General features: G+C 54.6%; 21 protein-coding genes. 12 read left to right on the top strand and 9 right to left on the bottom strand.

Features of this window, described 5'->3' with window-relative positions:
* Positions 1-44: 44 nt before the first annotated feature.
* The 3 genes from DFP90_RS01980 to DFP90_RS01970 form a co-directional block, all read right to left on the bottom strand.
* On the bottom strand, positions 45-584 hold the full coding sequence (locus DFP90_RS01980; RefSeq protein ID WP_181905140.1) for a hypothetical protein: 540 nt from the start codon (positions 582-584) through the stop codon (positions 45-47).
* An 83-nt stretch (positions 585-667) separates the two neighbouring features.
* Positions 668-1,252, bottom strand: a complete 585-nt coding sequence (locus tag DFP90_RS01975; RefSeq protein WP_115934731.1) for an LOG family protein — start codon at positions 1,250-1,252, stop codon at positions 668-670.
* Positions 1,253-1,374: 122 nt separating this feature from the next.
* A complete protein-coding gene (locus DFP90_RS01970; protein ID WP_115934730.1) occupies positions 1,375-2,109 on the bottom strand; it encodes a sulfite exporter TauE/SafE family protein in 735 nt (244 codons plus the stop codon).
* A gap of 414 nt (positions 2,110-2,523) precedes the next feature.
* Between DFP90_RS01970 and DFP90_RS01965 the strand changes: the two genes are divergently transcribed.
* The 4 genes from DFP90_RS01965 to DFP90_RS01950 all read left to right on the top strand — a co-directional run bounded on the left by DFP90_RS01965 (position 2,524) and on the right by DFP90_RS01950 (position 5,839).
* Positions 2,524-3,483, top strand: coding sequence for an Ig-like domain-containing protein (locus DFP90_RS01965; RefSeq protein ID WP_245956982.1), 960 nt, complete (start codon positions 2,524-2,526; stop codon positions 3,481-3,483).
* 143 nt (positions 3,484-3,626) lie between these two features.
* Positions 3,627-4,343, top strand: a complete 717-nt coding sequence (locus DFP90_RS01960) for a phosphatidylserine decarboxylase (protein ID WP_115934728.1) — start codon at positions 3,627-3,629, stop codon at positions 4,341-4,343.
* Positions 4,344-5,216, top strand: coding sequence for a CDP-alcohol phosphatidyltransferase family protein (locus tag DFP90_RS01955; protein ID WP_115934727.1), 873 nt, complete (start codon positions 4,344-4,346; stop codon positions 5,214-5,216).
* Between the two features lie 11 nt (positions 5,217-5,227).
* A complete protein-coding gene (locus tag DFP90_RS01950) occupies positions 5,228-5,839 on the top strand; it encodes a CDP-alcohol phosphatidyltransferase family protein (protein ID WP_115934726.1) in 612 nt (203 codons plus the stop codon).
* 115 nt (positions 5,840-5,954) lie between these two features.
* Here DFP90_RS01950 and DFP90_RS01945 read toward each other — a convergent pair whose 3' ends face one another.
* The 3 genes from DFP90_RS01945 to DFP90_RS01935 form a co-directional block, all read right to left on the bottom strand.
* Positions 5,955-9,341: an efflux RND transporter permease subunit gene (locus DFP90_RS01945; protein WP_115934725.1), complete on the bottom strand. Its 3,387-nt coding sequence runs from the start codon at positions 9,339-9,341 to the stop codon at positions 5,955-5,957.
* A 76-nt stretch (positions 9,342-9,417) separates the two neighbouring features.
* Complete coding sequence (locus DFP90_RS01940) at positions 9,418-10,536, bottom strand: efflux RND transporter periplasmic adaptor subunit (RefSeq protein ID WP_115934724.1); 1,119 nt, start codon at positions 10,534-10,536, stop codon at positions 9,418-9,420.
* Positions 10,537-10,540: 4 nt separating this feature from the next.
* The gene (locus tag DFP90_RS01935) at positions 10,541-11,116 is read right to left on the bottom strand and encodes a PadR family transcriptional regulator (protein ID WP_115934723.1); all 576 of its coding nucleotides are present in this window, start codon (positions 11,114-11,116) and stop codon (positions 10,541-10,543) included.
* A 418-nt stretch (positions 11,117-11,534) separates the two neighbouring features.
* Between DFP90_RS01935 and DFP90_RS01930 the strand changes: the two genes are divergently transcribed.
* The 3 genes from DFP90_RS01930 to DFP90_RS01920 all read left to right on the top strand — a co-directional run bounded on the left by DFP90_RS01930 (position 11,535) and on the right by DFP90_RS01920 (position 13,197).
* Positions 11,535-11,771, top strand: a complete 237-nt coding sequence (locus tag DFP90_RS01930; protein ID WP_115934722.1) for a DUF1127 domain-containing protein — start codon at positions 11,535-11,537, stop codon at positions 11,769-11,771.
* A gap of 134 nt (positions 11,772-11,905) precedes the next feature.
* Positions 11,906-12,436 (top strand): PAS domain-containing protein, encoded by a 531-nt coding sequence (locus DFP90_RS01925; RefSeq protein WP_281269665.1) that lies wholly within the window; start codon positions 11,906-11,908, stop codon positions 12,434-12,436.
* Positions 12,437-12,471: 35 nt separating this feature from the next.
* The gene (locus DFP90_RS01920; RefSeq protein WP_115934720.1) at positions 12,472-13,197 is read left to right on the top strand and encodes a DUF4336 domain-containing protein; all 726 of its coding nucleotides are present in this window, start codon (positions 12,472-12,474) and stop codon (positions 13,195-13,197) included.
* A gap of 60 nt (positions 13,198-13,257) precedes the next feature.
* On the opposite strand, the gene DFP90_RS01915 is transcribed toward DFP90_RS01920, so the two are convergent.
* Together DFP90_RS01915 and DFP90_RS01910 are read right to left on the bottom strand one after the other, a co-directional pair.
* Complete coding sequence (locus DFP90_RS01915) at positions 13,258-14,964, bottom strand: NADH-ubiquinone oxidoreductase-F iron-sulfur binding region domain-containing protein (RefSeq protein ID WP_115934719.1); 1,707 nt, start codon at positions 14,962-14,964, stop codon at positions 13,258-13,260.
* Positions 14,965-15,064: 100 nt separating this feature from the next.
* Positions 15,065-15,280: a DUF3553 domain-containing protein gene (locus DFP90_RS01910; protein WP_115934718.1), complete on the bottom strand. Its 216-nt coding sequence runs from the start codon at positions 15,278-15,280 to the stop codon at positions 15,065-15,067.
* A gap of 86 nt (positions 15,281-15,366) precedes the next feature.
* Here DFP90_RS01910 and DFP90_RS01905 point away from each other — a divergent pair, with 86 nt between their 5' ends.
* The 5 genes from DFP90_RS01905 (at position 15,367) to DFP90_RS01885 (ending at position 21,654) form a co-directional block, all read left to right on the top strand.
* A complete protein-coding gene (locus tag DFP90_RS01905; protein ID WP_115934717.1) occupies positions 15,367-16,032 on the top strand; it encodes a histidine phosphotransferase family protein in 666 nt (221 codons plus the stop codon).
* Between the two features lie 282 nt (positions 16,033-16,314).
* A complete protein-coding gene (locus DFP90_RS01900) occupies positions 16,315-19,152 on the top strand; it encodes a hybrid sensor histidine kinase/response regulator (RefSeq protein ID WP_115934716.1) in 2,838 nt (945 codons plus the stop codon).
* 101 nt (positions 19,153-19,253) lie between these two features.
* Positions 19,254-19,619, top strand: a complete 366-nt coding sequence (locus tag DFP90_RS01895) for a response regulator (protein ID WP_115934715.1) — start codon at positions 19,254-19,256, stop codon at positions 19,617-19,619.
* Between the two features lie 38 nt (positions 19,620-19,657).
* A complete protein-coding gene (locus DFP90_RS01890; RefSeq protein WP_245956940.1) occupies positions 19,658-20,830 on the top strand; it encodes a protein-glutamate methylesterase/protein-glutamine glutaminase in 1,173 nt (390 codons plus the stop codon).
* Complete coding sequence (locus DFP90_RS01885; protein ID WP_115934714.1) at positions 20,827-21,654, top strand: CheR family methyltransferase; 828 nt, start codon at positions 20,827-20,829, stop codon at positions 21,652-21,654. The genes DFP90_RS01890 and DFP90_RS01885 overlap by 4 nt, the downstream gene beginning before the upstream one ends.
* Before the next feature lie 55 nt (positions 21,655-21,709).
* On the opposite strand, the gene ctrA is transcribed toward DFP90_RS01885, so the two are convergent.
* The gene (gene ctrA, locus DFP90_RS01880) at positions 21,710-22,420 is read right to left on the bottom strand and encodes a response regulator transcription factor CtrA (protein ID WP_115934713.1); all 711 of its coding nucleotides are present in this window, start codon (positions 22,418-22,420) and stop codon (positions 21,710-21,712) included.
* Positions 22,421-22,467: the final 47 nt, after the last annotated feature.

Genomic DNA, 22,467 nt, shown 5'->3' with positions numbered 1-22,467 from the left:
TATACGGTCAAATAATTTGAACTTATTCGCCAAGCCCCGGCCGTTCAGCCAAACAGGTCGTCGATCGCGGATTGGTTCATGACATTTTCCTCCGCATCGGCCTCATGCACAAGATCTTCGGAAGCAATATTGGCCTGATGATCAACACCGTTGATAATCCCGCTGGCCCGATCCATTAGGACTTGAAGCTCGCTGGAGACGCCAAGGGTCACCGCCCGGATCTGCTCCGGGTCGTTGGCAGGCAGGACTTCTTCGATGGATTTAAGCCCCTCGATAATTTTCAGATTGATGGATTTGACTGTGCTGTCAAAAGGTTGCCTGAATTCCGGCGGGGCATGCTCATAAGCCATGACCGCGAGATCCTTGTGGGTGAAGGCGCTGTCATGAAAATGTTCCTGATAAGTCTTAGGCAGCCACTCACGCACCTCCATCATCATATCCGGCATATCGGGCACCATTTCCAACAGCATCACCAGCTCATTGAAATGATTCAGATAGTCCGTCGACAGCAGAGTCGTGGTGTTGATCGTCGTCCCCTCGACCAACTTTCGGTAGGTTTTTGTATGTGTTGCGGTATGACCCATGAGACTCTTTATAGAATATATCCTTTAAAGATATGCTAATTTTCATGCCCCCCGGATACGCAGCCAGCGAAAGAATTACCGGCTCAAGTCCATTTACTTTCAATATCATGGGTTGGTGCCGGACTTTTCTCCAATGCCTCGATTGCTTCCTCCACCGACGTGACCACCTGAAACAGCTCCAGGTTGGCTTCCTTGGCGAAATTCTCGGCAACTTGTTTGTGGATCAGCTCAATCAGCGAGTCCCAATAGCCGTCGATATTGAGGATGATGACCGGTTTGTCATGCAGCTTCAGCTGTTTCCAGGTGAGGATTTCAAAGGTCTCATCCAGGGTGCCAAGCCCACCGGGCAGGGCAACAAACGCATCGGCACGTTCCGCCATGATCATTTTGCGTTCATGCATGTTTTCTGTGATGACAAGTTCGGTGACGCCGCCATGTCCAACTTCAAGATCGCGCAGGAATTCGGGAATCACGCCCAGGACCTCGCCGCCATTGTTGATGGTGGAATCTGCGACCAGTCCCATCAGTCCGACCTTGCCGCCGCCATAGACCAGTGAGCGCCCGCTTTCGGCAAGTTGGCGGCCGAAATCAATGGCGCATTGGCGATAGCTTTCGCGTACATTGCTGCTGGACCCGCAATAGACACAAACACTTTTGATATTGGGCATGAACTGACTTTCCTTACATCACTGACCGGGGCAGCCCTTTGCCGGCTCCCGTAATTTATCGCCTTACCGTGTTCGACCGGACCTGTCCACACCGGGATTGTGAGAAAAAGCCGGTTTAACGGCTATTTCAACAGACCAACGGCGGCGACGCAGGCGAGCACAAGTAACACGACATGGCGGAAGGTCTTCTCCGAGGCTTTCTTGAAAAATTCCCCGCCCAGCCAGACGCCGATCATGAAGCCGGGAATAAGCCAAAGCCCGCGCACCACAATATCGGCGGTGAAAATGCCCAGCCAATGGTAGGAGAGAATGGAGCAGAGGCTGGTGAAGGTAAAAAATCCGGCAATGCTGGCCCGGATGGTCAGGGCACTGGCTCCGCCAGACAGGAAGTAAAGAATAACCGGTGGCCCGGCAAAACCCGCCAGGCCGCCCATGACGCCGGACGTAAATCCCGTCGCCATGGTCATTGGCAGCGGGCGTGGACCGCCATAACGCCAGCCGGTGGCCAGGATAATGACAAAGAAGAGAATGATGATCGAGATGATGGCACGGACGATATCGGGATCAAGACTGACCAGGAAATAGGCACCTGTCGGGATACCGGCGACAGCGCCAACTCCCAAGGTCACGACCAGTTTGCGATCCGCATGCCTGACGGCTGTCCGCATCAATTGCAAAACCGCACTGAAATCGATCACAAGGATTGAGACGGCTGATGTGACCGGCCCATAGAGCAGGGCCAGCACCGGGGCCATGACCAGGGCGGAACCAAAGCCGGAAAACCCACGAATGATGCCGGCAAAAAAAACGCAGATCAACGCGATGGCGAAAGAGAAGTCAAAATCCGGAAGAAACATGCGTGTAGTATCCTGGCTGGGAGAAAAGGCCGAAACCGGACCAGAGAATGGCCTTAAGGCAAGATCAAATGGCGGACAAGGTGGTTTTTCGCACCTGAGGGTGAAGTCTTCTCAAGGGATGAGAATCAAGTTGTACTTTACCTGCTAAATGGGTGTGGCTGGAGTATTTTTATGCCTTTATGCCATTTTATTTCCCAGCTTGCGGCGGGGATCTCGACAACGCATTGCGTGAATTGGGGGCAGGGAGTACATTAGCCTGAACGAGATAAAGTCAAATGGCAGTTGAAGTCCGGGGTTGGATAATTGTGACAGGTCCTTCAATGGCTTCTGTGGAAAGCGAGGACGGTTGTGAATCGGTCGGTGGCAATAGGCAGTATAGGCGCCATCATAGCGGTGGCGGCCGTTGGCTTGAGTGTGTGGCTGACGGATAATACCGATCCGGTGCCGGAAACGCCCGCAGTTGCAGAGACAGGCAATGCCAAGACGGAACAGGCGGCCCCCCCGGTATCCGGAACGCCCAGCGCGACAGTTGATACTGAGCAAAATCCTAAATCTCCGGCCTTTGATGTCGTTCGGGTTTCCGAAGAAGGCGACACGGTGATTGCCGGGCGCGCGCCCGAAGGCGCGCGTGTCACTGTCATGGACGGGGACAAGCCCATTGGCTCTGCGGTTGCCGATGAGCGTGGTGAATGGGTTGTGTTGCCCAGTGAGCCGCTCACTTCCGGCAATCGGGAATTGTCACTGAGCGCGGAAACCGTAGATGGGAAGACCATTGAATCGGAGAATGTGGTTGTCCTGTCAGTGCCTGAGGGCGATGCGGCAGGTCAGGCCGATGGCGGTAAACCGCTTGCGGTTCTTGTCCCGCGCAGCGGCCAGGGGGCCAGCAAGGTATTGCAGAAGCCAACGGAAGAAGAGGGTGTCTCTTCGAAAGTCGGCGGTTTGGTGCTGGATAGCGTTGATTATGATGAAGCCGGGAATGTGACTTTGGGAGGGCGCGGCCAGCCGGGTGCCGAAGTCCAGGTCTTTCTGGATAATAAAGTGATTGGCAGGGCACCGGTGGTCGAATCGGGCAATTGGCAGCTCAAGCCGGAAGAACAGGTGGAACCCGGTGTTTATCAACTGCGTATTGATCAGGTCAAAGACGACACCATGATCGGTCGGGTGGAAATTCCCTTCAGTCGGGCCGAACCCTTGAAGGATTTTGTCGGTGAAGCCTTTGTGATTGTCCAGCCCGGCAACAGCCTGTGGCGGATTGCCCGCAGGACCCTTGGTTCCGGAGTTCAATATACCGATATTTATCTTGCCAATCAGGACCAGATCCGGGATCCAAATTTGATTTATCCCGGACAAGTCTTTGAAATGCCCGCAAACTGATTTTGCTTGGCGAAGAAGCGGTAATCTCTTGCCGTTTTTGAAAAAAATGCACCTCAGGCGGGCTGTTCTTTTCCGGACGCGAAAGGTAAAAGAAAATCTTCTGGACCGTCAGGGGTCCCGCAAATATTCGGAGTTATTAGGATATGTCATCCATTCGAGACATCATCAAACCGGTCATGGTGCCGATCAATAAAGAAGGCTATGCCTTTATCACGATCTTTGCCATTGGCACGGTGATCCTGGGCATTATCTGGGAGCCGCTTTTCTTTGTCGGTTTGGTCCTGACGGCCTGGTGTGCCTATTTCTTCCGTGATCCGGATCGGGTGACACCAACCCGGCCAGGTCTTGTGATCGCGCCTGCCGATGGCGTGGTCCAGATGATTCGCGAATGCGCGCCGCCGCCTGAACTGGAGATGGGGGATACCCCGCTGACCCGTATCAGTATCTTCATGAATGTTTTTAATGTTCATGTGAACCGCATGCCGATTGATGGTACGATCACCAAAATGGCGTATCACAAGGGCGCTTTCTTGAATGCTTCCCTGGATAAAGCCAGCATCCATAACGAACGTATGTCCCTGGTTGTGGATGGTCCGAAGGACAAACGCATTGCTTTTGTTCAGATTGCCGGCCTTGTTGCCCGCCGCATCCTTTGCAATGTGGAGTTGGGGGATGAACTGAAAGCAGGTGAACGTTTTGGCATGATCCGTTTTGGTAGCCGGGTTGATGTCTATTTGCCCAAGGGCGTGGTACCCTTGGTCTGTGAAAACCAATTGACGGTAGCGGGTGAAACCGTGATTGCCGATCTTGGTCGCGGTCAAGGCGGCAAGGAAGGCGCCCGCGAAGGAGAGGTACGTTAGATGCTGCGCAGAAGGCAACGCCGGACCCGCAGGCAGCCCCGTTTTCGAGGGTTGTCCATCAATAAGGTGATCCCGAATGCGATTACGGTGAGCGCGACCTGTGCCGGGTTAACCGGGATACGGTTTGCCATTGAAGGGCGCTGGGAATATGCAGCGGCGGCAATTTTGATTGCGGCAGTCCTAGATGCGCTGGACGGCCGGATGGCCCGTCTGCTCAAAGCCTCCAGCGAATTTGGAGCGGAGTTGGATTCGCTCTCGGATTTCGTGTCATTCGGCGCGGCTCCGGCCATGATCATGTATTATTGGCTGCTTAACGGCCTGGGCGGCATTGGTTGGGCCGTGGCGCTTTTCTTTGCCATCTGCATGGGCTTGCGTCTGGCCCGCTTCAACAGCTCCCTCGATAAGCTGCCGCCTTATGCCTACAACTATTTCCAGGGTGTTCCGGCTCCGGCTGGCGCGGGGCTTGCCCTTCTGCCGATGCTGCTGACCTTTGTCCTGCCGGAAGTGAAGGAATATATGGCCCCGGAATTGATTGCGGTCTGGCTGTTGGGCGCGGCGCTGCTGCTGGTCAGTTCCCTGCCAACCTATTCCTTCAAGAAAATGAAGATCCCGCCGCATATGATGATCCCGGGATTGGCTTTGTTTGCGCTGGCCCTGGCCCTGCTGGTGGGCAAGACCTGGGCGACCATGTCGGTTGTTCTGATCGGTTATCTGGCAACCTTCCCATTCTCCTATCGCAGCTATATGCGCCTGAAGGCTGAAGCCGAGCATATTCAGGGGCTTGATGATGAAGAGGGTGGCCAAGGACCGGGGGATTCCGGAGATGCCGATGGTGGGGACGGCAATCCCGTGCAACTGCGTTCTGTGGATTAGGAGCTTCATCCTTGTTTGATGCGGCTTTGAGACGGTTGATAGATCCGCCCTTGAACAGGGCGGGTCTTTTTTTTCATCGACAGGGAATCAGTGCTAATACCATTACTGTGGCGGGCTTCTTTGTTGGGATGGGGGCACTGCCGGCTCTGGCATTGGGGCGGCCAGACATTGCGTTGATCTGTATTTTGCTGAATCGATTGATGGATGGATTGGATGGTGCCATCGCCCGACAGGCCGGACCAACGGATATCGGCGGCTATCTGGATATTGTCCTGGATTTCCTGTTCTATGGTGCGGTGCCGTTCGGTTTTGCGCTGATGATGCCGGAATTTGCGCTCAGTGCCGCTTTTCTCATTTTTTCCTTCATCGGTACCGGCAGCAGTTTCCTGGCCTATGCCATTGTTGCCGAGAAACGCAAGATCACGACGGACATCCGGGGCTTGAAAAGCTTTTATTACCTGGGTGGCCTGACCGAAGGCGGCGAGACCATCGCCTTTTTCATTCTGCTCTGCCTGTTACCGCAACATTTCAATATCTTGGCCTGGGTCTTCGGCAGTCTTTGCTGGATCACGACGGTAACGCGGATCTGGGCGGCGACAGTTGCCTTTGGCGCGGAAAGTTGAAGTGATAAACCCTCTTACGCCGGTTTAAAGGGGGAAGAGATGCGTAAAAAGGCGGCCCAGGGGAAGGGCCGCCTTTTTCAGTCGCGGGGACTGGAGGTCTGGGGAGTGAGGGAGGTCAGTCCGCCGCGCTTAATGCTACAGCCTCGATATGATCGGGCTTGTTGCTGTCATTATCCGCCTGGTCGCCACCGGACTTCCGGTTCCGGCGGCGCTCCCGCCAGGCGGCAAAATTGGCCCGTACCATGAGCGCGCATGGCGTCAGGATCAGGGTCAGAACGGTCGCAAAAGCCAGGCCTGCCACGATCGCCGTGGAAAGCTGGACCCACCATTGTGTGGAGGGGGCGCCAACAGTGATTTCGCGGGTCGCGAAGTCGATGTTGATCTGCAGCACCATCGGGATCAGGCCCAGAATGGTGGTGATGGTGGTCAGCATCACCGGACGCATACGCTGAGCCCCGGTTTGCAGGATCGCATGGCGCACATCCAGCCCTGTTTCCTTCAGCCGGTCGAATGTGTCGATCAGGACGATATTGTTATTCACCACAATCCCGGCCAAGGCGATCACCCCGACACCGGACATCACAATCCCGAACGGCTGTTGGATCACCATCAGGCCGATCAGTACGCCCGCGGTCGACATGATCACCGCAAACAGGATCAGGAAGGCGGAATAGAAGCTGTTGAACTGGGTCACCAGGATCACTGCCATCAGGAAGAGCGCCACACCAAAGGCCTGAACCAGGAATGCCTGCGCCTTTTGCTGTTCTTCATCCTCACCCTTGAAAGTGATGGTGACATCGTCCGGGATTTCGATGGTTTTGAGCCAGGCCTGGATTTCCTGAACCTTGGCGTCCACATTGACATCGGGCAAAACCTCGGATTTCACGGTCAGGACACGTTTGCCGTCCACACGGTTGATCGTGCCGGTTTTCTGCTCCGCTTCGCGTTTAACGAAGCTGCTCAGCGGCGCCAGGCCAAGATCTGTGTTGATTCTGACGCTGTCCAGTTGGTTGATGGTGCGGTCATGAACCGGATATCGGGCAACGATATCCACCTCATCATCAGCGTCATTGGGGCGGTAATCGCTGATTTTCAGCCCCTTTGTCACCAGCTGGATGACATTACCGATGGAAACCACATCGGTTCCGAATTTGGCCGCTTGCGCACGGTCCACGGTCAGGACCCATTCAATGCCGGGGATAGGGCGGCTGTCTTCCACATCGACAAGACCGTTCATATTTTCCAATTTAGCGCGGATCTGGTCCACCAGCGGCGGCAGCTGTTCGGGATGGATCGATGCCAGTTGCAGTTGGATCGGCTTGCCAACCGGCGGGCCGCCTTCTTCCTGGCGAAACTCAACCCAGATCCCGGCAAGGCCACTGGTCCGTTCCCGGATCTCCACCTGAATCTCCTTGGCAGGCCGTCGCGTGTCCCAATCGTTGAATTCCAGCAAAACCTTGCCGATCACATCTTCCGCATCGCCATCTTGATGTTCGATCATGCCGCTGGTGGTATAGATGGTCTTGAATTCACCGCGCTCACGCTGGATGGCAAGGACCTGTTCCTCGACTTGGCGTACGATAGAATCTTTTTCCTCCACTGACAGGTTGCCGCGGGCATGAACATTCACGAAGGCGACTTCCGGTTCGATATCGGGGAAGAATTCCACGCCCTTCCCAAAGCCGAAGATATAGACGAAATAGGTGATGATCATGATCGACAGGCTGGCCATCATCATCGTGAAGGGGGCCTTCAGGGTGAAATTGAGCGTTTTGACATAGGCCTTGGTCAGGCCGGTGACGTTATCCTCGATATGGCCGTCATGGTTGGAGCCCAACATCTTGGCGTCTTCTGGATCCACGTTGGTCTGATCGAGGATACGCCCGATCCAGCCGCCAATGCGCCAGCCGAAGAGTGCGCCGACAATTCCGAGGATTACGGCCAGGAGCATGGCAAAGCCGCCGAGCATCTCACCGAACAGCGACATGATGGTGCCGCCGGCCATCGCGCCGATCAGGCCAAAGAACACAATCCGCATCACGGTAGTCAGATTCGCCCCAAGAACCGGGATGAAGACCAGTGCCATGGCCAGTGAGGCCGTCAGGGTCGCAATCAGGGTGATCGGCATATATTTCATGAATTCGCCAACCACGCCGGGCCAGAAGATAAGCGGCATGAAGGCGGCCAATGTGGTCGCGGTGGAGGCAATGATCGGCCAGGCCATGCGCTTGGCCGCCAGCCCATAGGCCACTTCCTTGCTTTCGCCTTCCGCCAGTTTCCGGTCCGCATATTCGGTGACCACGATCGCGCCATCAACCAGCATGCCAACCGCCAGGATCAGTGAGAAGAGCACCACGATATTCACCGTGAAACCGGCGGTGTAGAGAACCAGGATACCGGCCAGGAAGGAACCGGGAATGGCAACACCGACCAGCAGACCGCCGCGCAGGCCAAGGGCGGCCACGACAATCACCATGACCAGCAGGATGGCACTGGTCACGTTATTCTGCAGATCCACCAGCATGACCCGGATATCTCCGGATTTATCCTGACTGAAGCTGACTTGTACACCTTCCGGCCAGTCTTCGGCTGCGGCCGCGACAACTTCACGGGTCTTTTCAATAGTCTCGATAATGTTTTCGCCGGTCCGTTTCGACACTTCCAGCGTGATGGCGGGCTCGCCATTGACGCGGGCAAATATTTCCGGGTCTTTAAAGGTTTTCCGGACTTCGGCCAGGTCGCCCAGGGTGACAACCGCATCACCTTCGGACTTGACCGGCATGCTCATGATGTCATCGATATTCTCGAACAGGCCGGGAACCTTGATCGAGAAACGGCCTTTGCCTGTATCCATGGCACCGGCGGCAATCAGAATGTTGGAGTTTTCCAAAGCAGAGAAAATTTTCGACGGCTGCAGGCCGTAGGAATCCACGCGCATCGGATCAATAATGATCTCCACCACTTCTTCCCGGTCGCCCTGGATTTTTGCTTCCAGTACAGAGGGCAGACCCTCGATATCATCCTGCAGGGAACGGGCGATCTTCAACAGGCTGCGTTCCGGCACGCTGCCAGAGAGATTGACGACCAGAACCGGGAACAGGCTCAGATTCACCTCATTGACGGTGGGTTCATCACTGTCGTTGGGCAGTTCCGGCTTGGCGAGGTCCACTTTTTCCCGGACATCGTCCATGGCCTTGTCGACATCGAAACCCGCTTCAAATTCCAGCAGCACATTGGCGCCGCCCTCATAGGCGGAGGAGCGCATCTCCTTCACCCCTTCGATGGTGCGCACTTCCTTTTCGACCGGCCTGACCAGCAGACGTTCGGCATCTTCCGGCGATATCCCGTCATGATTGATAGAGACATAGATGATCGGAATATTCACATCCGGATCGGATTCTTTTGGTATGCTGATGTAAGCGACCGCCCCGGAAATCAGGATGAATACCAGAAGGGCGATCACCGTTCTGGAGCGGTTTAATGAAGCGTCGATGATACTCATGACTGTTCCCTAAAGTCTTGTCTCTATCGCTTTGGCTCAACGGCGGTGGAATTGCCGCCGGTATTCATGTCCCGGGTCAGTTGGTTCTGACATCCTGAGAGGTTTTTACATGCTGGCCATGCTGAACATATTCCTGCCCGACCGTAATGATATCGGCCTCCTGCGGCAGGCCGGACACCCACATGCCCTGTTTGGTGTCTTCGATGATGGTGACCGGCAGGAACTGGACCGTGCCGGTGGCATCGACAATTTTCACGCCGACCAAGCCTTCGTCATTCAAAGTCAACAGGGCAGGGGACAGCCGGTGCGCCATAATATGTTTCGACGGCAGCAGCAGTGAGGCCGTAATGCCCGCCGGGATCCGGCCGTCGGTATTGGGCACTTCGACTGCGACTTCAAATGTGCGGGTTTCAGTGTTGGCGGCCGCGGCAACCCGGCTGACAATGCCGTTGACAACCCGTCCGTTGATCAGGGTAACTTCGGAAACCGCACCGAGCTCGACCGCGCCAATCTCACGCTCTGAAACCTGACCTTTCACATAGATTGGGTCCATGTCGATGATGGTCGCGATCTCGGTGTTGGCTTCCACATAATCGCCGATTTCCACGGACTTGACCTGGACGATACCGTCAAAAGGTGCCTTGATCGCCGTATTGCGCAGGTTGATTTCAGCTTGGCGCAGATAGGATTTCGCCGCACTGAGATTGGCGGCGGCTTCGGCATGTTTGACTTCTGACTGGAACCCGCGTTTGGCCAGTTTTTGAGCGGCGGAATATTCTATTCTGCGCTGTTCCAGCAGGGCCTTTGCCTCTTCCAATTTCGCCTGACGGTCATCAATGGCGATCCGGGCGATGATGTCGCCTTTCTGGACCGGATGATGTTCTTCCATCTTCACAGCCGTGATCTGGCCAATGGCTTCGGATCGGACAATCACTTCGCGATCAAAATCAGTCTGGCCGTTCACCGACAGCTTGGCCTGATGCATCTCGGCCTGGCTCCGGGTGGTCTGTACCGTTACATCCTTCGCTTTTATTTCGGCCTGTTCAATCGCGGCGACAGTCTGTTCCTGGCCCGGCTCAATGCCGGTTTCATCGGCATTGGACCATTGCCCGGACCATAGCCAGACACCGATTATCGCCGCCATTCCAGCGGAGATATAGATCGACGGACGAAATCCGAAAGGATGCTTTTTCATGGTGCTACTCTGCTGCTTCTGATGATTGGTTAACCAGCGACTCGCCTTTCAGGGCGGCGCTGACAGCTCGAAATTTTTCTTCTTTTAGGAATTCCACAGCGGCCTGATGCATATGCAGGCCGAACCGGCGCACAAAATCGGCACCTTCGGTCATTTTGGGAACGCCCATGCATTCATTGTCCGGGTCGCCAAGGTGGCTGATCTCTTTTTCAAACTGAGAGATCCGGTCATCAATCAGGCGCTCAATTCGGCGCGCCGACTGGAAATCGGCGAAGAACATTGAAAACAGGAAATCGGATTTATACTTGTCATCGGCCGGGTCCTTGGCCAATGCATCCATCAGGGCCAGCCGCCCTTTGGTCGTGATGGAATAGACTTTCTTTGCGGGGCGCTTGTCCTGCGCCTGGGTGGTGCAGGTGACAAGACCATCGGCCTCCATCTTGTTCAAAGCTGGGTAAATGGAACCGAATCCGCCTTCTGCAAAATGGCTGAAGGGGCCATCTTCAAAAGCTTTCCGAATTTCGTAACCACTGGCGTCGCAAATACTGAGGACGCCCAGGCATGACGTTTTAATGTCCATACTATCGGCCTTTATCGCTGTAGGGTTTTTTTGCCTTCCCCCGAAGCGCAACAATTTGCAGCTGTTCCATCCTGCATTCCAAAATGACTCACTTTCGATAAATATCAAGTTTTAATATATCGAAATGAAATATATCTTACAGTATTATTAAACTAATATATGAATCTGAATGCAGCCTGAATGGAAAATTATATATATTTCAATGACTTGATTTTAAGGGGTGGCATTGGGGGCGGTAGCTATGCAAAAAATGCAATGTTGCGATGCAATATTCCCGCGTGAAAAATCCGGCCTCGGTGAGTAATTTTATTTCAGACGGCGGCGGTGACCATAACCCTCCCTCTCCCATACTCCCACATGGTCACAGCCGCCGTATTTATACCCCTGTTACCTGCAAAAAGACGGAAAGAACAAGACGATGGCGACGGTTCAGAATGTAACGATCAACGGTTATGCAAAAGATCAGGATGGTGCTGTTTCCCAATTCGGCTCCCTGTTTGCAAAACTGGCAGCGCGCCTGAGTGTATGGAATGAAGAGCGCAAAACCCGCCATGAGCTGGAGCAGCTGACTAACGCGCAGCTCCGCGACATTGGTATTTACCGTTCCGATATTCCGGCTGTGGCACGTGGCGTTTTTGAAGGCCGCCGCGGCTGATCCCGGCCCAGAAAAATCTCATCAATCCGTTCGAAAACGGGCGGCCTGGAAACAGGCCGCCCGTTTTCTCTTTCAGAGCAAATACTTTTGCGCTATAGCGGTTATGTGAGTAGTTGCCTCACACGGGGGTAATAGTGACGTTTGGCAGCAGAATAAAACATCCGAGCCTGCGTAGGTTCTTTGATCATTGGATGGAAATAAAAGGGGAGCGGATGGTTCCCTTGCGGTCACAGCTGGATCCCGTTGTGATCGGGCCGGACCTTAAATATGTCTGGTTATATGATTACCTGCCGGTGGATGACAATTACCGTTGCCGCCTCGCGGGAGAACATATCCAGGATACGCACAGAAAGCGGCTCGCGGATCTGCTGATTGATGAAATATATACCCCTGATATAGCGGCATTTGTAAAAGGTTACTGGGACACGGTCCGGGACAAACCCGCTGTTATCTATGGCACGGCGGTCAGTCCGGGCGGCGGTCGGATTCTGCGCTCAGAGCGGCTGATGCTGCCGTTGGGCGATAGTGAAGGGGCGGTGCGCCAAATCCTGGGCATGTCGATCTATGATTTTGAATCGGAAGTGGATGCGGAGCATGGGCCGCATAATATAGACGATCATGATCTTCAGGTATTTGATTGCAAGGATCTGCAAACGGAGCAATAGCTGAGGCAAACGGGCATTCATTGCGGGGGCAAAAAATGGAACGGATTGGCGAAAATATCTGGATTGTTGAAGGGGGCAATGTCGATTTCTACGGCTTTCCCTATCCGACCCGGTCGGTGATCATACGGCTGCCGGATGGCGGGCTCTGGATCTGGTCCCCAATTGCTTTGACCCCGGAGTTGAAGGCCGAAGTGGAAAGCCTGGGATCGGTGAAGCATTTGATCAGCCCGAACAAAATCCATTACCTGTTTCTGAAAGACTGGAAGGCGGCTTGGCCGGAGGCGCAGCTATGGGGACCTCAATCGACCCTAGATAAATTGCGTAAAATGCATGGCGACGCGGAATTCGAGCGGAGTTTCGCCGGTATGGCACCATTGGATCAAACTGCTCCGGTCGACTGGCAGGGCGCGCTAGATCTTGTCCGCTTCACCGGATCGGTCTTTATGGATGAGTTGGTTTTCCACCATGTGGAGAGCGACACCGTGATCCTGGCTGACCTGTCGGAGAATTTTGATTGCGAATTTATAAAAAATAACTGGTCCAAATGGACGCACAAATTTGCTCATTTCTGGGGTATCACCGTCGAGAGCGGGGGCAAGGCCCCTCTGGAATGGCGACTCAGTTGGTTCAACAAGAAACAGGCACGGGCGGCGCGCGAAAAGGTTCTTTCCTGGGGACCGCGCCAGGTGATCATGGCACATGGTGCCTGGCAGCGGGAAAATGGTCGGGCGTTCCTGGAAAAATCCCTCTCTTGGATTTAGCTATAATAAAAAAAGCCCCGGAAGGTTTCCGGGGCTTTTTCTTTACCGATAGCTTTGTCTTCAGGACGGCACTTCGTCCGGGAAATATTTCAGCACACAGCGAATCGGGTTAGGCGCTGCCTGGCCCAGGCCACAAATGGAGGCATCGGCCATGGTGTCGCACAATTCCTCCAGCAGTTCCTTGTCCCAGCTGTCCCGCTCCATCAGCTTGACGGCTTTTTCGGTACCGACCCGGCAGGGGGTGCATTGGCCACAGCTTTCATCCTCGAAAAACTTCATCAGATTCAGTGCGGCATCGGCAATATTATCCTGGTCGGAGAGGACAACAACCGCGGCTGAGCCAATGAAGCAACCAAAGGGTTGGAGTGTGTCAAAATCCAGCGGGATATCATCCATGGAAGCGGGCAGGATGCCGCCCGACGCGCCGCCCGGCAAATAGGCTTTCAAGCTCTGGCCGTCTTGCATGCCGCCGCAATAATCGTCGATCAGCTCGCGGATGGTAACACCGGCGGGGGCCAGTTTGACACCGGGCTCTTTGACACGACCAGAAACGGAATAGCTGCGCAGGCCCTTGCGACCGTTAGCACCGTGATCGGCAAAGGCTTCGTCACCCTTATTCACGATTTCCGGCACCCAATAAAGGCTTTCCACGTTATTAACCAGGGTCGGTCGGTCGAAGATACCTTTTTGCGCAACGAAGGGCGGCCGGTGGCGCGGCAGGCCACGCTTGCCCTCGATCGATTCGATCATTGCCGATTCCTCGCCACAGATATAGGCACCGGCGCCGCGGCGCAGATGAATCTTGGTATGCGGCGAAAGGCCGGCCGCTTCGATCTTTGCGATCTCGTCCTTCAACAGCTTGATCACGTCGGGATATTCATCACGGATATAGATATAGACGGCTTCCGCTTCGACAGCCCAGGCCCCGATCAGCATCCCTTCCAGGAACTGATGCGGACGGCGGATCAGGTAGTGATGATCCTTGATGGTGCCGGGCTCACCCTCGTCACCATTGACCGCCATCAGGCGCGGCTTAGGCTCCATGCGGACAAATTTCCATTTGCGTCCGGTTGGGAAACCGGCCCCGCCGAGCCCGCGCAGGCCAGAGCCTTCAAGGGCCTCAATGATTTCTTCAACTGAACGGGACCCATCCAGACAGGCGTTCAAAAGCTTATAACCGCCTTCTGCCTGGTAAGCGGCGAGATCCTGGTAATCCGGGGCCACGGGGTGGGTGTCTCCGGATGTAGCGGCTTCTGTCAGGTTCTCAACGGTGGCATGGCCGATATGCTTGTGGCCAACCTCAGCCACAGGGGCCTGATGGCAGCGGCCCATGCAGGGCGCGCGCAGGACACGCACGTCGCGGCCAACGGCTTCCGGCAGATCTTTAAGAAGTTGCTGGGCTCCGGCCATTTCACAACCGATGCTGTCGCAAACACGGATGGTCAGCGGCGGTGGCGGGGTGTCGCCTTCCAGGACCAGATCGAAATGGGCGTAAAAGGAAGCCACTTCGTAGACCTCGGTCTGGGACAACCTCATTTCCTGGGCCAGGGCATGCATATGGCCGGCGGAAAGATGGCCAAATTTATCCTGGATCAGGTGCAGATGCTCGATCAGCAGATCCTTGTCCCTCGGTTTGTCGCCAAGCAGTTCGAGAACCTCATCCTGGGCCTTTACGTCGGTTTGACGGCCTTTGGGGTGGGGGACGGCCTTGCGGCGGCCAAAACCCGGATTGCGGAACTGCTTTACCTCTCCTGCAGGTTGACCCATGACCTGATACGCTCCTTACCTGAACCTTGCGGTTTGTCTTATTTGTTTGTGGCTGCTTTTTGTCGGATGGTGACAATCAAAGCAATGATTAATCTGGACATTACCGATCCGGGGCCAGGATCTCTGCTGTCTCAACGCCATCCTCTGCGCTGACCGCGACCAGCATCGTCTGCCCCGCCATGATCACCTGTTTGCCCGCATGTTCGAAATTTACCGTGATCCGGCCGTCGATCATCGATTGAACCTGGCCGGTGCCCCAATGCGGGCGGTTTTGCAAAACCACAAACTGGCCCGGGGTGAAAATATTATCCGTCATTGTTGTTCATCTGTTAATGGCCCATTAAGTTCTTCATGCCTATGTAAGAATACAATATTTTTTCACATCTGGGGGAGTGAAGTCCGTTGACCCATGCCATAGATCTCAAGGTCGCAGAATTGCTGTCCTCACGGTTATGCCATGAACTTGTCGGATCTGCGGGCGCGATTGGCAACGGGATTGAGTTGATCCAGGACAGCCTTGAGGATCGCGAAGGCCTAAACGGCACGATTGGCCCGGATGACGAGATGCAGCTGGATGCCTTGAAGCTGGTGGAGCAAAGCGCCCAGCAGGTGATCAGCCGTCTGAAATTTTACCGTATGGCCTATGGTTTTGCCGGGCATCAAGCGAGCAATATTGCCGAGTTGCGATCAATCGCCCAATCCTTTGTCGGCGATGGTAAGGTCAGGCTTTCCTGGCCATTGCCTCCGATTGTACCGGATCTGCGCGATGGCGATGGCAAGCTTGTCCTAAATCTGATTGCCATGGCGGTGGAGGGCTTGCCGCGCGGGGGTGAGATCGAGGTTGTCATGGACGAAACTGCACTGATTTTGACCCTGACAGGTGACGATTGCAATTTGCATCAGGATCTTCAGGCGGCCACAGACATTGCTGCGCCGGTGGATACACTGACAGCGCGTACCGTGCATGGTTTCTGGACGGCTCTGCTGGCAGACAAGGCCGGCCGCCGTATTGAAATTGGTGCCCCTTCGGCCAACCGGCTGGTGATCCAGGCAAGCCTGGTTGATTGAGGGGGAGTGTAACGTTGGAAAAGGAGATGTCGGACATTGTTGGAGAGAGCGGCTTTCCTAAAGCTTTCTTAACCTTTCCATGAAAATCTTGTGATAGCCGGACTTTTCTTTGAAAATCAATGGCAATAGAGTAGCATAGTCAAAGATGAATCAGCCGGGGGCAGGTGCTCTTCCGGGGCCGTCAGGAAAAGACGGGACGGATGGGTTGCGGGAAACGGCAGGTTCATTGTGTTTTTTGATTTCTCCGCCTTGCCTGGCACGAATGAAATAGGGACGTAAGACATGGATGATCTGCTTAGCGAATTCCTCACGGAGACCGCGGAGAGCATGGAGACACTTGATGTTGAGCTCGTCAAACTCGAACAAAATCCCAATGACGAAGCCATTCTCAGTAATATTTTCCGTCTCGTGCATACGATCAAGGGAACTTGCGGCTTTCTGGGACTGCCACGACTTGAGGCCGTAGCGCACGCATCCGAGAACGTCCTGGGGCAGTTTCGTGAAGGGCAGGTAAATGTCGAGCCGGCGGCAGTGACATTGATTCTGGAATCTCTCGACCAGATTAAGGAAATTCTGGATGTCCTGGAAAATACCGAAGCGGAGCCTGCCGGGGATGATGTTGAGCTGATCAAGCGCCTGAACCATCTGGCGGAAACCGGGACGGTGGAAGGTGCCGATGCAGCTGCCGCCGCGCCTGAGGCGGATGCTGGAGCGTCCGCGGATGAAGAGGATGCCGCTGCTGCGGCCGCCATGGAAGAAGAAGCTGCCAAGCCGGTAACAGGATCCGCGGCATTCGATGCCATGCTGAATTCCGACGAGGTGGCAGAAGATTCTCCGGAGTTGCAGGCGGCATTTGACAATGCCGTTTATAAGGGACCGGGTGCTCCGATGGCTGCTCTGCAGGATGGCGGGGATGACGGCAGTGACGATGCCGCCGAGCCTGCGGAAGCAGAGCCCCAGGTTCCCGTTGCCGCACCGGAAACAGCGCCGGTTGCAGCGGAAGAAGATGCGGGCGGAGAACGCAAGACCACCATGGCTGCCGAGAAAAAAGGCGGTGGTGGCGGTGGTATCCAGCAGACAATCCGCGTGAATGTGGACTTGCTGGAAAACCTGATGACCATGGTGTCAGAGCTGGTTCTGACCAGAAACCAATTGCTGCAGATTTTACGCGGCCAGGGCGACAGCGAATTCAACGCACCGTTGCAACGCCTCAGCCATGTGACCAGCGAGTTGCAGGAAGGGGTGATGAAAACCCGGATGCAGCCGATCGGCAACGCCTGGGCGAAGTTACCGCGAATTGTGCGTGACTTGTCTATTGAATTGGATAAGAAAATCGACCTGCAGATGATCGGTGCGGAAACCGAACTGGACCGTCAGGTCTTGGACATCATCAAGGATCCGCTGACCCATATGGTGCGCAACTCCGCGGATCATGGCATTGAGATGCCCGATGCTCGCGCTGGCAAGGGTAAGCCGGAAACCGGGACGATTACGTTGAATGCCTATCATGAAGGCGGGCATATCCATATCGAGATTGCCGATGACGGTGCCGGCCTCAATATGGAGCGTATCCGGGATAAATGCGTCAAGAATGGCCTGGCAACCGAATCCGAACTTGAGAATATGACGGATCACCAGATCCAGCAGTTCATCTTTGCGCCCGGTTTTTCTACCGCAGCCCAGGTGACCAGCGTTTCCGGGCGCGGGGTCGGCATGGATGTGGTGAAAACCAACATTGATAAGATCGGTGGCAATGTGGAATTGAAGTCCGTTGAGGGCAAAGGCTCCACCTTCCTGATCAAGATCCCGCTGACGCTGGCCATTGTCTCCGCCCTGATTGTGGAATGCGCGGATGAACGTTTCGCCATCCCGCAAATCAGCGTGGTTGAACTGGTTCGAAGCAGTGATGATTCCGAGCATACCATTGAAAATATTCATGGAACCCCGGTCTTGAGGCTGCGTGAGGTTCTTTTGCCGCTGATCAGCCTGCGCAAGCTTTTGGGCGTACAGGAAGATCCGGCTGCCGACGTGTCACGTGAACATTTCATTGTTGTTGCACAGGTTGGCACGCAATCTTTCGGGATCATTGTCGACAAGATCTTCGATTCTGAAGAGATCGTGGTGAAACCGGTATCGTCCATTTTGCGCAATATCGATATCTTCTCCGGCAACACCATTCTCGGTGACGGTAGTGTTATCCTTATTCTCGATCTGAACGGCATTGCGAAGAATATCGGCGATATGGCAACCGCGGCGAAAGACGCCCAGGCGGCGGAAGAGGCTCAGGCGCTCAAAGCCCAGGGCGATGACGAACAGGTCGCGATGTTGCTGTTCCGGGCGGGCAGTGAGACGCCCAAGGCGGTTCCGCTGGCTTTGGTTGCGCGGCTTGAGGAAATTGATTTTGACAAGGTGGAATATACCAATGGTCAGGCGCTTGTTCAGTATCGCGGCAGTTTGATGCCGCTGGTGCCGATCAATGCGGATTATCAATTCCCGGAAACCGGTAAACGGCCGACCCTGGTCTTTTCTGACCGCGACAGGTCTATGGGCCTAGTGGTTGATGAGATCTTGGACATCGTCGAAGATCGCATGAAGGTCGAGCTTGGAACGGAACGTACCGGTCTGGTGGGCAGTGCGATTATCTCTGGTCATGCGACTGAGATTATCGATGCTGGCTATTACCTGACGGAAGCCTTCAGCGACTGGTTCGGTGCCGCAACCGACAGCACATCCGGCGGGATCACCCTGCGTAAACGTGTCCTGCTGGTCGATGACAGTGCCTTCTTCAGGAACCTGCTAACGCCGATCCTGTCTGTGGCCGGCTATGAAGTGACGGCTGTGGAAAGCGCCGGTGACGCGATGAAACTCTGTGAAAAAGGGTTCAAGGTGGATGCCATCGTCAGCGACATTGAAATGCCTGGCATGAACGGCTTTGAATTCTGCCGGACGATCCGGGCGGGTTCCCGCTGGTCCAACCTTCCCATTGTCGCGATGACGTCCCATACCACACCCAGTGATCTGGAGCAGGGACGTGAGGTTGGTTTTACGGATTATGTTGCGAAACATGACAGGGACGGCCTGTTGCAGGCGCTGGCGGAATCGGCCTGGACAGATGATTGATTGAATGGGGCCGCCCTCCCGCCAGGGCGGGCGGTTGCTGAAAATAATAATAAACAACCACAGAAACTTGGTCTTGAACCAGTGTGAAATGGAGCAAAAGTATGAAGTCCTGTCTCGTAGTGGATGACTCCCGGGTAATCCGGATGGTGGCCCGCAAAATTCTCGAGGAATTGAGCTTCGAGGTCATTGAGGCGGAAGACGGGAAAGAAGCTCTCGACAAATGTAAGGAAAAAATGCCCGACGGTGTTTTGCTTGACTGGAACATGCCGAACATGGATGGCATGGAGTTCTTGCTGGCAATGCGGGCACTGCCAGACGGTGAAGAAGTGAAAGTGGTCTTCTGCACGACAGAAAACGACCTGTCGCATATTCAAGAAGCCATCGCAGCCGGTGCCAACGAATATATCATGAAGCCGTTTGATAGCGAGATCATACAAAGCAAGTTTCTTCAAGTAGGCCTTCTTTAATGCAGATCGCGTCCCCAGTCCGTATGCAAGAGACCAATATGTCCAATACTGACCAAATAAATGTAATGGTCGTCGATGACGCCCTTGTTGTCCGGGGGATGGTGACTCGCTTCCTGGAAGAGAGTGATGATCTTTCGGTTGTGGTTTCCGTGGGGGACGGAGAGCGCGCGCTGGCCGCTTTGGAGCGGCATGATGTCGATGTGATTGTGCTCGATATCGAGATGCCTCGCATGGACGGCCTGACGGCATTGCCGCAGCTGTTGAAGAAGGCACCCGGCATTCAGATCATCATGGCGTCGACCTTGACGCTTCATAATGCGGAAATCTCCTTGAAAGCGCTGTCTTTGGGGGCGGCTGACTATGTGCCAAAACCCACCACCAGCAGCGAAATCGGCGGACGGGAAGATTTCAAACGTGAATTGACCGAAAAAGTTCGAACGCTGGGCCGGATCGGACGGCGTCGCCGCCTGCGTCGCCAGCAAATGGCGAACGGCACGGCACCAGCTGCTGGCACCAGTGCAGCGGCCCTTGCCGCCAAGCGGTCCGCGGGTCAGTCAGCGGGAACCGCAGCTTTTAAGGCTGCGAAACCAGCGCCGCAATTGCGGTCTATGGCGGCTGGTAAAGTCCAGCCGGATGTTATCGCGATTGGCAGTTCCACCGGTGGCCCTCAGGCATTGTTCCAGGTGCTGAAAGATCTTGGCACGGAAAGCCAACAGCCGATTTTCATAACACAACATATGCCACCAACATTCACGACGATTCTGGCAGAACATGTAACAAAGGCGTCGGGCCGGGTTGCCAAGGAAGCCGTTGACGGTGAAGTGGTGCAAAGCGGCCGTGTTTACATTGCACCTGGCGATTATCACATGCTGGTCAAAGCGGAAGGTGGTCAGAAAAAGATTCATCTGACGCAAGACCCGCCTGAAAATTTCTGCCGTCCGGCAGTTGATCCCATGTTGCGTAGCATCGTTTCGGCTTATGGCGGCAACAAGGTGCTGACCATCATTTTGACCGGGATGGGCGCTGATGGTTGCGCCGGGGCAAAGGTTGTGGTTGACGCCGGTGGGCGTGTTCTGGCCCAAGACGAAGAAACCAGTGTCGTCTGGGGAATGCCTGGGGCGGTCGCCAATGCCGGATTGTGCAGTGATATCCTGCCAATCAATGATATCGGTAGTAAAATCAAATCGATTGCACTGGGAGGCTCAGCATGAAGGTAGAGGATTTTGACCTGCTTGCCAGCATGTTGAAAGATCGCTCGGGCCTGGTCCTTGGCAAGGATAAGGCGTATCTGCTGGAAACCCGGCTGATGCCTGTTGCCAGGAAACATGGTTTGAAAGGCCTGGAAGAACTGGCGGATGTGGTGCGCAGAAAGCGTGACGAAAATGTCATGGGCGACATTACCGAGGCCATGACCACCAACGAGACGCTTTTTTTCCGGGATCAAAAGCCTTTTGATCTGTTCCGGGATGTGCTTTTGCCGAAATTGATGGAAGGGCGCCAGGACAGTAAGCGAATCCGTATCTGGTGTGCGGCTTGTTCCGGCGGACAGGAGCCTTATTCCCTGGCCATGATCCTGAAGGAATTGGGATCGAAACTGATGGGCTGGCGGATTGAGATCCTTGCGACTGACATTTCCGTGGAAATGTTGGATAAGGCCAAGACCGGGCTCTATACCCAGTTTGAGGTGCAGCGCGGCCTGCCGATTACCATTTTGGTGAAGTATTTCCGCCAAACAGGGGACAAATGGCAGTTGGATGCGGGGATTCGCTCAATGGTGCAATTCCGTGAATTCAATTTGCTTGAATCGCCCTCGGCTTTGGGGACGTTCGATGTTGTCTTTTGTCGCAACGTCTTGATCTATTTTGATCAGGAAACCAAGAAAAAGGTATTGGACGGGGTTGCCCGCCAGATGCCGAAGGATGGCGCATTGTTGTTGGGGGGCGCAGAAACGGTTCTGGGCGTTACCGACAGTTTCAAGCCGGTCCAAGGTCGCCGTGGCGTTTATCAGCTGAGCAACAGTGACGTTGAATTCTGACCGGATGGATTTCCCCAAAAAAAACCGCCGGATGATCCGGCGGTTTTTTGTTTCGTCAGCTTGCTGCAGCTGAATGTTCCATACTGCCGTCATGTGGATCGCGCAACACGTAGCCGCGTCCCCAGACGGTTTCAATATAATTGGTGCCACCGGCCGCATTGGCCAGTTTTTTGCGCAGCTTACAGACAAAAACATCAATAATCTTGGCTTCGGGTTCGTCCATGCCACCATACAGGTGGTTTAGGAACATTTCCTTGGTCAAGGTGGTGCCTTTGCGCAGCGCCAGCAACTCAAGAATCCCGTATTCCTTGCCGGTCAGATGGACCGGCTTGCCGCAGACATCCACAGAACGGGTGTCCAGGTTGACCATCAGGTCACCGGTTTTAATCATGGATTGTGAATGGCCTTTGGAGCGCCTGATGATTGCCTGAATGCGGGCCAGAAGTTCCTGCTTATGAAATGGCTTCGTCAGATAATCATCCGCGCCGAAACCGAGCCCTTTGACCTTGTTGTCCAGCTCAGTCAGGCCTGAGAGAATAAGAATAGGCGTCTCAACCCGTGCATCACGAAGTCGCCGTAACACTTCGTAACCGTCGATATCCGGTAGAATGAGGTCGAGGATAATGAGATCGTAATCATATATTTTTCCGATCTCCAGGCCGTCTTCACCAAGTTCTGCGGTGTCGACAACATATCCTTCCGACTTCAGGGTAAGGCGTATGCTTTGAGCGGTCGCCTGGTCGTCTTCTACTAGCAGTATCCGCATAGCTGGTTCCCCTGTACCTTAAGTTACCCATCTCTATTAAAGCACAT

The sequence above is a fragment of the Aestuariispira insulae genome, from assembly GCF_003385955.1.
GTDB lineage: Bacteria > Pseudomonadota > Alphaproteobacteria > UBA8366 > Aestuariispiraceae > Aestuariispira > Aestuariispira insulae.
Note: the sequence above shows the minus strand (reverse complement) of the source record. Positions and strands in the feature narration are given on the sequence as shown.